Raw genomic sequence first — 12,359 nt, 5'->3', positions numbered from 1 at the left:
GGCCGCTGTTGATCCTTTGTAGGACGAGTTCTCCCATGGAAATCTCAGGAAACACCGCTTTTTATGCCGGTCTGAGCACTATTCAGACAGGGCAGAACCGTGTCGATCAAGCCTCTGGCCAGATCGCCAACAATACGATTGAACGTTCGGTGACCAGCCAGTCTTCCGAGGCTCAGGTTGATCGTCTGCGCTCGGTGGATCGCAGTCAGCAGTCGGACCTGGCCAGTAACGTGGTCGAGATGTCCCAAGGCAAATTTCAAGTTGAACTGGGTGTCAAAGTCGCCAAGGCATCCGACGAAGTGCTCGGCACGCTGATTGATACCTTCGCTTGAACCCTCGCTGAATTCGCCCCCTCAACGCCGCGACTATTCGCGGCGTTTTTCTGCGTAAGTCCTTCTCGCTCAACTAATCTCTTCTGCACAGCGTATTGCTCAGGCGACGGTGTTGCGTGGCTGTGGGTCTGGTATTTGCCTCGGGTGATGACGAACGGCAAAAGATCGGCGCTTGACAAGATTTAGGCGTAAACGTATGTTTCAAACAACTGTTTGACCGTCACAACAAATCAACACGGTCGTTCATTCCCGGTTACATCAGCAGAGGTTTATCGCTATGCCTGACTACAAGGCCCCCTTGCGTGATATTCGCTTCGTTCGTGACGAACTGCTCGGCTACGAAGCGCACTATCAGAGCCTTCCGGCTTGCTCGGACGCAACTCCAGACATGGTTGACGCCATTCTCGAAGAAGGCGCCAAGTTTTGTGAGCAGGTGTTGGCTCCGCTGAACCGCGTGGGTGACACCGAAGGCTGCACCTGGAGCGAGTCCGGCGTCAAAACCCCGACCGGTTTCAAAGAAGCCTACAAACAATTCGTCGAAGGCGGCTGGCCAAGCCTGGCCCACGACGTAGAGCACGGCGGCCAAGGCCTGCCGGAATCTCTGGGCCTGGCTGTCAGCGAAATGGTTGGCGAAGCCAACTGGTCGTGGGGCATGTACCCAGGCCTGTCCCATGGCGCGATGAACACCATTTCCGAGCACGGCACGCCTGAACAGCAAGAGGCTTACCTGACCAAGCTGGTTTCCGGCGAATGGACCGGCACCATGTGCCTGACCGAACCGCACTGCGGCACCGACCTGGGCATGCTGCGCACCAAGGCCGAACCTCAGGCCGACGGTTCCTACAAAGTCTCCGGCACCAAGATCTTCATCTCGGCCGGTGAGCACGACATGGCCGACAACATCGTCCACATCGTGCTGGCACGTCTGCCGGATGCACCGGCTGGCACCAAAGGCATTTCGCTGTTCATCGTTCCTAAGTTCATGCCGAACGAAGACGGTTCGGTCGGCGCACGCAACGCTGTGACCTGTGGTTCCCTGGAACACAAGATGGGCATCCACGGCAACGCCACCTGCGTGATGAACTTCGACGCGGCCACTGGTTTCCTGATCGGCCCGGCGAACAAAGGCCTGAACTGCATGTTCACCTTCATGAACACCGCACGTCTGGGCACCGCGCTGCAAGGTCTGGCTCACGCCGAGATCGGCTTCCAGGGCGGTCTGAAATACGCTCGTGATCGTCTGCAAATGCGCTCCCTGACTGGCCCGAAAGCGCCGGAAAAAGCCGCTGACCCGATCATCGTGCACCCTGATGTACGACGCATGCTGTTGACCATGAAGGCCTTCGCCGAAGGTAACCGTGCGATGGTTTACTTCACGGCCAAGCAAGTCGACATCGTCAAATACGGCGTGGATGAAGAAGAGAAGAAAAAGGCTGATGCACTGCTGGCGTTCATGACGCCGATCGCCAAAGCCTTCATGACTGAAGTCGGCTTCGAATCCGCCAACCACGGCGTACAAATCTACGGCGGCCACGGCTTCATCGCCGAGTGGGGCATGGAGCAGAACGTTCGCGACAGCCGCATTTCGATGCTGTACGAAGGCACCACCGGTATCCAGGCACTCGATCTGCTGGGCCGTAAAGTGCTGATGACTCAAGGCGAAGCCCTGAAAAGCTTCACCAAGATCGTCCACAAGTTCTGCCAGACCAACGAAGGCAACGAAGCGGTCAAAGAGTTCGTCGAGCCATTGGCAGCGCTGAACAAAGAGTGGGGCGAGCTGACCATGAAGGTCGGTATGGCGGCCATGAAGGATCGCGAAGAAGTCGGCGCGGCGTCGGTGGACTACCTGATGTACTCCGGTTACGCCTGCCTGGCTTACTTCTGGGCTGACATGGCGCGTCTGGCTGCCGAAAAACTGGCTGCCGGCACCACTGAAACGGCGTTCTACACCGCCAAGCTGCAGACTGCGCGCTTCTACTTCCAGCGCATCCTGCCGCGTACCCGCACTCACGTTGTCACCATGCTGTCGGGCGCCAACAACCTGATGGACATGAAAGAAGAAGACTTCGCGCTGGGTTACTAAGCCTCACGCCGCTGTTCAAAAACCGCCGCTTCTTTTGGGAACGGCGGTTTTTTATGGGCGCCAGACACGCAACGCTGCAGCGTCCATCAAGGCGTCGGGATAAAAGGCCTGCCGTCGCAATAGACGTCCCCCGCCAAAACACCCCTGACCGGTACGGCCACCGGGGCTGACCGAATCGTGACCCCCTGCCTATTGCGCGTCGTATAGAAGACGTACATTACCCCTCTGCCGATCACGCCCATGGTCCGTGAATACGGCACGTCCAAGGTCTGACCCAGCGTCGCGGCGTCGGCTGACAGCTGGGCAGGGACGGTGACTGGCGGATTGATCAGCGTCGAGCCATCGTCCTGTCGACTGAGTGTACAGTTCACAGTAACCGTCTCATTGGCCCGCAAGAGCTCCGAGGGCGGGATAAATACCTTAATGTTACGGTTGGAATGGGGCCCATCGGTGGGTTGCGGGGAGTCGCAGGTGAGATTGCCGTTGCGCAGGTTTTGCACCACTGGCGGCAGCAACTGCATGAGGGTCGACAGATTGAAGATCAGATTCCTGGCGACCAGCCCGTCGTAGTTTACCCCGCTACTGGTGATCCTGAACCTGACGGATGCCGGCGTATCACTGGCAGTGGCTGCCGGAACAGCGGCTTGCACGCGCGCCACAGGGACCAGCAACCGCATCGGCAACGACTGCCCGGCATACACAACAGTCAGCGCCGCCGCCGACGCCGTAGTACCGACGAGCACCGTGATGGAGTCGCCAATCTGCAAACCGTCGACACTGTCCAGCCACACCTCCATCCCGGCTGGGGTGATGTCAGCCAGGGTCACCGTGTTGTCTGGCGCAATAGCCTGGGTCACCCGCGGCACGGGAATATTTGAAGGCGCTATTTGAAGCGCGACCCTGACTTCAAGGATCAATGAGTCTCGAGCGCGATTGCCGGCCCGGTCCATGCAACGGTAGGTCAGTTGCTGTATGCCATTGCCTCGGGCGCGAATAGTTGCCGCTGGTACGGGGATAAATCGGTCAGCTGGAGTGTCGGGCAGCGTAATCACCGGTGGAACAGCGTAAGAAACCTGCATGTGGCTATCCGTATTGCCGTAGTAGGGTACGTAGCGCAGGGCAATCTGGTTATCGATTTCGGGGTGCGGTGGCATCCGGAACATGACGGGGTCGTTGGCGAGCAGATAAGCCTCGCTGATCAGCGCAGTGTCGAGGTTGAGCGGTAGCAGCGGGCGTGGTGGTGTGATGGTCAGGAGGCCAAAAGGTGCAGTCTTCTGAATCAGCAACCGGGTGCTGGCGGTGGCGCTCAGTAAATTGTCGCCATCATCCAGAACGTACGTGAGCCGATACTCGCCTTCACTGTTTACCCTGCGGCGCGGTACAAGCACCTCGAAATCCCCGGCGGGATACGCCGCCATTTGATGGTGGGCAACGAGTTCATACTCACCCGGAGACGGTAACTCTGCGTATATCCGGATAATGGGGCGCGACCCGGCGGGACCGGGCTGTGGCAATACCGGGATGCCAATACGCAGGTCACGTGCCGTCGCCGTCAGGGGAATCAAGCCACCGGAATTGGGTATGGCTTCCACCACGCTCAGCGGTAGCAGCCTGGGTATCGCATCACGAATCAGAGCAAGTGAAGTGGTGCTGACTGCCTCGATAATTGGGTCTTCCATACGTGTCACTCCTGTCAGGTTCGGACGACACTCTCCTATCCCGAAAGTGGTGGTCGGGCTCCGGTGAGTGGTACAGGGAATTAAACGCCGTAAAAATACCGGCCGATACTGTCATAACTGACAGTCGCAATGGCGCGCATGTTGCATGAGGCGTGGTGTTGCCAAGCGCGAAGCTCTGAAGGCTTTCCTGCTCCGGCGATCCAAAATCTGTAAAAAAGCCATGGTTGATCGATCTAATGGCTATCAGCCACTTTTTTTCTGAAATACCTGGCAAATCGCTCAGAAAAACCGAATTCCTGCCGTTATAGAGTGTGCGGTGTGATGCAGATCACATTGCGTGTGCTTAATTGCGCCAAGCGAAGGCACAATGCCATCTTTGATTTGCCCGGGCCGGAGCTCAACCCCTTGCCGCGTTCTTCTGCTGTTCATATCAACCATTTCCTGCCGTCGCTGGTCCTGTTACTGGCGGGGCTTGCCGCGGCCTACGTCAAAGATCTCAACGTATTCTTCACGTCATTGTTCAACGTCCTGCCGACCTTGGTCCTGCTGCTTGGCGGGTCGTATTGCGCGGTTTACCGACGCCAGCGTGAGCTGTTCCTGATGGTCACGGTGTACATCGCCTACTTCCTGCTCGACACCCAGACCGACTATTACCGCGACAACGGCAAGGTTCGTGAAGACGCCGCTGTGGTCTTCCATCTGTGCTGCCTGTTGCTGCCGCTGCTATTTGGTGTGTTCGCCGCCTGGCAGGAGCGCACCCACCTGTTCCAGGACATGGTGGCGCGCTTCGCCGTGTTGCTGGCCTTCGGTAGCGTGGCGTTGGGGCTGGAACAAAGTTACCCACAGGCGCTGTTGATGTGGCTGTCGGAGATCCGCTGGCCAGCGTTGCATGGCGCCTGGATGAGCCTGATCCAGCTGTCCTATCCCGTGTTCGTCGCTTCGTTTGCGTTACTGGCCTGGCAATACTGGCGCAACCCGAGACCCTTGCATGCTGCCCAATTGGTGGGCCTGCTCGGGTTGTTCTGGATGTTGCCGAAAACCTTCATCCTGCCGTTTACCCTGAACATCATGTGCAGTCAGGTGATGTTGATGATTGCCGCAGCGGTCGCCCATGAGGCCTATCAAATGGCCTTCCGCGACGAACTCACCGGCCTGCCGGGCCGCCGCGCCTTGAATGAGCGGATGCAGCGATTGGGGCGCAACTACGTGCTGGCGATGAGCGACGTCGATCACTTCAAGAAATTCAACGACACCCACGGTCACGATGTCGGCGACCAGGTACTGCGACTGGTCGCCAGCAAACTGTCGAAAATCGGCGGAGGCGGTAGGGCGTATCGCTACGGTGGTGAAGAATTCGCCCTGGTGTTCGCAGGCAAGACCCTCGAAGAGTGCATGCCGCACCTGGAAGTCATCCGCGAGTCCATCGCCACCTACAACATTCAACTGCGCAATCAGGACAGCCGTCCTCAGGATGACCAGCAAGGTCGTCAGCGTCGCGCGGGCTCGGGCGCCTCAAGTGTGTCGGTCACCGTCAGCATCGGCGTGGCCGAACGACTGGAGCAGCGCACCCCCGAGAAAGTGCTCAAGTCCGCTGACGAGGCGCTCTACAGCGCCAAGGGGGCCGGTCGAAACTGTGTCGTGGCGTTCGGTCAGAACCGTCGTGGCGCGGTGCGCATGGACGCCGCCAATGATTGAGTGATGATGGCGCATTCATCGTCTGGACTGTGATTGTGAGGCCGGGGGCGCGGCAGTAGGTTGGGGGAATCTGCTGCCGGAGAAATGACCATGCCTGAGTACAAAGCTCCCCTGCGCGACATGCGCTTTTTGATCGACCACGTCTTCGATTTTCACAGCAATTACGCCGCGCTGGGCGCCACCGATGCCAGCCCGGACATGGTCAATGCGATTCTCGAAGAAGGTGCCAAATTTTGTGAGAACGTTCTCGCCCCGCTGAACCGTAGCGGCGACGAAGAAGGCTGCCATTTCGACAATGGCGTGGTGACTACGCCTACAGGCTTCAAGCAGGCCTTCGCACAATACGTTGAAGGTGGCTGGCACGGTCTGGCGGCTGATCCGGTTTACGGTGGCCAGGGATTGCCGAGTTCGCTGGGGCTGGTGATCAGCGAAATGGTCGGCTCCAGCAACACCTCCTGGGGTATGTACCCCGGCCTGACTCATGGCGCGATGTCGGCAATCCACGCCCATGGTACTGAGGAACAAAAACAGACTTACCTGAGCAAACTCACCGCTGGTCAATGGACCGGCACCATGTGCCTGACCGAAGCCCATTGCGGCACTGACCTGGGCATCATCAAAACCCGCGCCGTGCCTGCGGTCGACGGCAGCTATGCGATTTCCGGCAGCAAGATCTTCATCTCCGCCGGCGAACACGACATGAGTGACAACATCATTCACCTGGTGCTGGCGAAACTGCCGGACGCTCCGGCCGGGACCAAGGGCATTTCACTGTTCATCGTTCCTAAATTCCTACCCAACGACGAAGGTGAGGCGGGAGAGCGCAACGGCGTTTCCTGCGGCTCGATCGAACACAAAATGGGCATCAAGGCCTCGGCTACCTGCGTGCTGAACTTCGACGACGCCAAGGGCTTCTTGATCGGTGAGCCGAACAAGGGACTGAATTGCATGTTCACCATGATGAACCATGCACGACTGGGCACCGGCATGCAGGGTTTGTGTCTGGGGGAGGCGAGCTTTCAAGGCGCGATCAAGTACGCCAACGACCGCTTGCAAATGCGCTCGCTGACCGGCCCGAAAGCACCGGAAAAAGCCGCCGATCCGATCATTGTCCATCCTGATGTGCGCAGGATGTTACTGACCATGAAGGCCTTCAACGAAGGCAATCGGGCGCTGACTTATTTCACCGCGCAGTTGCTGGACGCGGCGCATCTGAGCCTGGATGAAACGGCGCGTCAGGATGCCGAAGACCTGCTGGCGTTCCTCACGCCGATCTGCAAAGCCTTCATGACTGATACCGGGCTGGAGGTGACCAACCACGGCATGCAGGTGTTCGGTGGTCACGGTTTTATCCGCGAGTGGGGCATGGAGCAGTTGGTACGCGACTGCCGGATTGCACCGATCTACGAAGGCACCAACGGCATTCAGGCGCTGGACTTGCTTGGCAGAAAAGTCCTCGGCAGCCAGGGGAAATTGCTGCGCGGGTTCACCAAAATCGTCCACAAGTTCTGTGCAGCAAATGCCGGACACCCGCAACTCGCCAGCTACGTGGCGCAGCTCAACGACCTGAATCAGCAGTGGGGGGAGGTGACCACCAAGGTCGGCATGGCGGCGATGAAAAACCCGGATGAAGTTGGCGCCGCTTCGGTGGATTACCTGATGTACAGCGGTTACATCATCCTCGGCTATCTGTGGCTGCGCATGGCGTTGGTTGCTCAGGCGCAGCTCGACGCAGGCAGCGGCGACGCTGATTACTGCAAAGGCAAATTGGCCACCAGCGAGTTTTACTTCAAGCGTTTGCTGCCGCGCACTGCCGCTCATCGGGCGGCCATCGAGGCCGGGAGCGATTGTCTGATGAAGCTGCCGGCGGAGTTATTTGCGCTTTAATCTTTTAAACCAGTAACAAAGGAGCCCGCCTTGTTGCGGGTTTTTTTATGACTGGCAAGTCTGTGACTAAAAATTACAAAACGGTCATTGGCTGACCCTATGTGTCGCAAAAGTTGTTGAGTTACACTCGGACCCAACGAAAAAACCATTCCTACGAATCACCCGTTTAGATCTTGCGAGGTTTGCCATGGCTGACTACAAAGCGCCCCTGCGCGATATGCGCTTCGTCCTCAATGAAGTTTTCGAAGTCGCCAAACTCTGGGCCGAGCTGCCAGCGCTGGCCGAGACTGTCGATGCTGAAACGGTCGAAGCCATTCTTGAAGAGGCCGGCAAGGTCACCAGCAAAAGCATCGCGCCCCTGAGCCGTGCGGCTGACGAAGAAGGTTGCCATTGGGCGGACGGTGCCGTCACCACGCCGGCCGGTTTCCCACAGGCTTATCAGACTTACGCTGAAGGCGGTTGGGTCGGTGTCGGTGGCGATCCGACCTATGGTGGCATGGGCATGCCAAAGGCCGTTTCGGCGCAGGTCGAAGAAATGGTCAACTCCGCCAGCCTGTCGTTCGGCCTGTACCCGATGCTGACCGCGGGCGCCTGCCTGTCGATCAACGCCCACGCCAGCGAAGCGCTGAAAGCCGCGTACCTGCCGAACATGTACGCCGGCGTCTGGGCCGGCTCCATGTGCCTGACCGAGCCGCACGCTGGCACGGACCTGGGGATCATTCGCACCAAGGCCGAGCCTCAGGCCGACGGATCCTACAAAGTCAGCGGCACCAAGATCTTCATCACCGGCGGTGAGCACGACCTGACCGAGAACATCATTCACCTGGTACTGGCCAAACTGCCGGATGCACCGGCGGGACCGAAGGGTATTTCGCTGTTCCTGGTGCCGAAGTTCATGGTCAATGCCGATGGCAGCCTGGGCGCGCGCAACCCGGCAAACTGCGGTTCGATCGAACACAAAATGGGTATCCAGGCCTCCGCGACCTGTGTGATGAACTTCGACGAAGCGGTCGGTTACCTGGTCGGTGAGCCGAACAAAGGCTTGGCCGCGATGTTCACCATGATGAACTACGAACGTCTGGGTGTTGGCATCCAGGGCCTGGCCACCGGCGAGCGCTCCTACCAGAACGCGGTCGAGTACGCTCGCGACCGTCTGCAAAGCCGTTCGCCGACTGGCGCGCAGAACAAGGACAAGGTCGCTGACCCGATCATCGTCCACCCGGACGTGCGTCGCATGCTGCTGACCATGAAAGCCTCGAACGAAGGCGGTCGTGCCTTCTCGACGTACGTGGCTATGCAACTGGACACCGCCAAGTTCAGCGAAGACGCCACCACCCGCAAACGCGCGGAAGATCTGGTGGCACTGCTGACTCCGGTGGCCAAGGCATTCCTGACCGACCTGGGGCTGGAAACCACGGTTCACGGCCAGCAGGTGTTCGGCGGTCACGGTTACATCCGTGAGTGGGGCCAGGAGCAATTGGTGCGCGACGTGCGCATCACCCAGATTTACGAAGGTACCAATGGCATTCAGGCGCTGGACCTTGTAGGGCGCAAGATCGTCGGCACCGGCGGGGCGTTCTACAAACTGTTTGCCGACGAGATTCGTCATTTCACCGCGACCGCCAGCGCCGATCTGGCCGAGTTCACCAAACCGCTGAACGATGCCGTGACTACCCTCGACGAACTGACCGCCTGGTTGCTGGATCGGGCGAAAAACAACCCGAATGAAATCGGTGCTGCCTCGGTCGAGTATCTGCAAGCATTCGGTTACGTGGCGTATGCGTACATGTGGGCACTGATGGCCAAGGCCGCTTTTGGCAAAGAAGCGCAGGACGATTTCTACGCGAGCAAGTTGGGCACGGCACGCTTCTATTTCGCACGTCTGCTGCCGCGCATTCACTCGTTGAGCGCGTCGGTAAAGGCCGGTAGTGAGTCGTTGTTCCTGCTGGACGCAGGGCAGTTCTGACAATGTAACGTCATGTAAGCATTCTCTTACATGACGTGCTGCTCTTCTCCCATAGATGCAGATTGGATCCACAGCTAATCTACTTCACATGGACGTCGCGCAGGAAGCGCAAAGCAACAACACGGACACGTAGGATTCTGCCAGGACGGCGGAGTGAAATGGATGTCAGGGAAACAGTCTGCAAAGCCCCGCTTCGGCGGGGTTTTCTTTTGCCTGCAGAAAAGTGCTCAGCTCATTTCATCCAATGTTGCCGGGCTGATCAAACGCCCATTCATCACTTCTTCCAGCAACGTACGCAACAAGTTCAGCGAGGCCTGTTGTCGCTGCACATCCCGACACACCAATCCAACTTTAAGCGGCACCCTCGGCTCGCTCAGTGGTTTCCACAACAGTTCCTTGTTGCCGTGTGCCTGTTGTGAGCGTCCGGGCAGCACCGTCGCCAGTCGTGTGTGCGGCAGGCTGTCGAGAATCCCCGCCATGTTGTTCAGTTCTGCCTGTACCTGCGGACGTCGTCCCAGATTGGCCAGTTGTGCCTGCCAGATCTGCCGTACTTGAAACTCTTCACCCAGCAGCAACATTGGCAATTCGGCGGCCTGACTCATCGAGACTTTCTTGAATTCCCGCAACGGGTGATCCGCCGGGATGACCAGGGTCAGTTCGTCTTCGTACAGCATCACGCCGTGCAACCCCGGCTGACGAGGCGGCAGATAGCTGATGCCGATGTCCAGAGAACCGTTGAGCAAGCGCCGCTCGATTTCCAGTCCCGTCAGTTCATAGATCTGCACCACCAAATGCGGCTGCGCCTTGCGCACGCGTTCGAGCATCTGCGGCACCAGGCTGGTATGGACGGTCTGCAATACACCGATGGCCAACGTGCGCAGTGCCTGGCCCTTGAAGTTACCCAAGGCTTCCCGTGCCCGCTGCAATCCATCCAGCAAGGGCAGGGCATGGTTGTACAACGTATGAGCAGCCAGGGTTGGCAGCAGACGTTTGCTGCTACGTTCGAACAGGCTCACATCGAGGTTTTGTTCGAGGTGGCGGATCTGCTGGGACAGTGCCGGTTGGGAGATTGAAAGCCGCTCGGCAGCCCGGCCCACATGACCTTCTTCGTAGACCGCGACGAAATAACGCAGTTGCTTGAAATCCATAAGGTGTGCTTATCGAAAATGCTGGGAAATCGAAATGGCTCAAGGCCTTGAGTGAGCCTAGTCTAACCGCATTCACAAGGCTTACAGGGCCACAGAGCGCGATGAATACCGTTTGCTTCGAGGGTGTTTACATAGGTAAGGCAAAAAACCTCGCACGAGGTTTGATCAAATGAACTTGTTCAGCTTGCGGCGCAATCCTCCGAGTCTTGATGACTTGGCTGTGGACGCCTTCTTGCCGTCCAAAGGCGACAATTTTTCCAGCGAGTACCTGATGCCCAGTGTCGAGCGACCGAAACAGATATTCGTGCGCGGCCAAGGCTCATGGTTGTGGGACAGCGATGACCGAGCGTATCTGGATTTCTCACAGGGTGGCGGGGCCAATAGCCTCGGACACAGTCCTTCTGTACTGGTCAACGCCATCGCGGCGCAGGCTCAGTCGCTGATCAACCCCGGCTTCGGCCTGCATAACCGCGGCATGCTCAATCTTGCTGAGCGGCTGTGTTCCAGCACCGGCAGTGATCAGGCGTACCTGCTCAACAGTGGCAGCGAAGCCTGTGAAGCGGCGATCAAACTGGCGCGCAAATGGGGTCAACGGCATCGCGGCGGGGCTTCGCGGATCATCGTTGCCAACAACGGCTGCCATGGTCGTAGTCTGGGGACGATTTCGGCGTCGGACAGTTCGAATCTGACTAACCGATTCGAGCCGCTGCTTCCGGGCTTCAGTCACGTGCCGTTCAATGATCTTTCGGCCTTGCATGCGGCCGTCGACGCCCAGACCGTGGCGATCATGCTCGAACCGATCCAGAGCGAAGCCGGGGTGATACCGGCCACCGAGCATTACCTCAAAGGGGTCGAGCGCCTGTGCCGTGAGCTGGGCATTCTGCTGATCTTCGACGAAGTGCAAACCGGCATCGGTCGTTGCGGCACTTTACTCGCCGAACAATCCTACGGCGTGCGGGCAGATATCGTTGTTCTCGGTAAAGGGCTGGGCGGTGGCGTGCCATTGGCAGCGTTGTTGGCGCGGGGTAAAGCCTGCTGTTTCGAGGTCGGCGAAGTGACAGGCACTCATCATGGCAATGCACTGATGACGGCGGCCGGTCTAGCGGTGCTCGACAGCGTGCAGGACAAGGGGTTTCTCGATCATGTCGGGGAAATCGGTCAGCACCTGAGCGAAGGTCTGCAGCGTTTATCCCATCGCTATGGTCACGGCGAGTTGCGCGGGCAAGGACTATTCTGGGGGCTTACCTTGTCCGACGAATCGGCTGACGCCGTCGTCAAAGCGGCGTTGTACGAAGGTTTGCTGCTCAACGCTCCGCAGCCCGATTGCCTGCGCTTTACCCCGGCCCTGACCGTCAGCAAAGCCAACATCGACGAAATGCTCCTGCGCCTGGCCCGCGCCTTCTCCCGCGTGCGCACTGCGCAACTGCAGTGCCGCAAAGGGATTGCCGTCTGATCAGACCTGCCCTACACGAATTCCCGAACCGTCTCGCGGTATAACGCATCGCCCCATGCCTGATTCTTTTGGCGTGGGGCGTTTTTTTGTCTCTACGTTTTGCCAAATGCATTTCA

8 protein-coding genes are annotated in these 12,359 nt (G+C 58.5%); 6 read left to right on the top strand and 2 right to left on the bottom strand.

The genetic code is table 11. The features are described 5' to 3' along the window. The first annotated feature begins 35 nt into the window (after positions 1 to 35). The gene (locus ACA059_RS29090) at positions 36 to 332 is read left to right on the top strand and encodes a pyrroloquinoline quinone biosynthesis protein PqqE (protein WP_497631865.1); all 297 of its coding nucleotides are present in this window, start codon (positions 36 to 38) and stop codon (positions 330 to 332) included. Between the two features lie 277 nt (positions 333 to 609). Continuing rightward, positions 610 to 2,415 carry a phenylacyl-CoA dehydrogenase gene (locus ACA059_RS29085; protein ID WP_497631864.1) on the top strand — a complete coding sequence of 602 codons (1,806 nt, stop codon included), beginning with the start codon at positions 610 to 612 and terminating at the stop codon, positions 2,413 to 2,415. An 86-nt stretch (positions 2,416 to 2,501) separates the two neighbouring features. Here ACA059_RS29085 and ACA059_RS29080 read toward each other — a convergent pair whose 3' ends face one another. Continuing rightward, positions 2,502 to 4,094 (bottom strand): hypothetical protein, encoded by a 1,593-nt coding sequence (locus tag ACA059_RS29080; protein WP_497631863.1) that lies wholly within the window; start codon positions 4,092 to 4,094, stop codon positions 2,502 to 2,504. 405 nt (positions 4,095 to 4,499) lie between these two features. Here ACA059_RS29080 and ACA059_RS29075 point away from each other — a divergent pair, with 405 nt between their 5' ends. The 3 genes from ACA059_RS29075 to ACA059_RS29065 all read left to right on the top strand — a co-directional run bounded on the left by ACA059_RS29075 (position 4,500) and on the right by ACA059_RS29065 (position 9,642). Then, entirely contained in the window at positions 4,500 to 5,789 is a 1,290-nt protein-coding gene (locus ACA059_RS29075) for a GGDEF domain-containing protein (RefSeq protein ID WP_497631862.1), read from the top strand. Positions 5,790 to 5,879: 90 nt separating this feature from the next. Next, a complete protein-coding gene (locus tag ACA059_RS29070; RefSeq protein ID WP_497631861.1) occupies positions 5,880 to 7,676 on the top strand; it encodes an acyl-CoA dehydrogenase C-terminal domain-containing protein in 1,797 nt (598 codons plus the stop codon). A gap of 187 nt (positions 7,677 to 7,863) precedes the next feature. After that, positions 7,864 to 9,642 carry an acyl-CoA dehydrogenase C-terminal domain-containing protein gene (locus ACA059_RS29065; protein ID WP_497631860.1) on the top strand — a complete coding sequence of 593 codons (1,779 nt, stop codon included), beginning with the start codon at positions 7,864 to 7,866 and terminating at the stop codon, positions 9,640 to 9,642. Positions 9,643 to 9,869: 227 nt separating this feature from the next. Here the strand turns inward: ACA059_RS29065 and ACA059_RS29060 are convergent, their stop codons facing one another. Continuing rightward, positions 9,870 to 10,790, bottom strand: coding sequence for a LysR family transcriptional regulator (locus ACA059_RS29060; protein WP_497631859.1), 921 nt, complete (start codon positions 10,788 to 10,790; stop codon positions 9,870 to 9,872). Positions 10,791 to 10,959: 169 nt separating this feature from the next. Here ACA059_RS29060 and ACA059_RS29055 point away from each other — a divergent pair, with 169 nt between their 5' ends. Beyond that, entirely contained in the window at positions 10,960 to 12,243 is a 1,284-nt protein-coding gene (locus ACA059_RS29055; RefSeq protein WP_497631858.1) for an aspartate aminotransferase family protein, read from the top strand. The last annotated feature ends 116 nt before the right edge of the window (positions 12,244 to 12,359 follow it).

The organism is Pseudomonas sp. LBUM1647, from assembly GCF_059716175.1.
The sequence above is the reverse complement of the archived record's forward strand: the minus strand, read 5'-3'. Positions and strand labels throughout refer to the sequence as shown.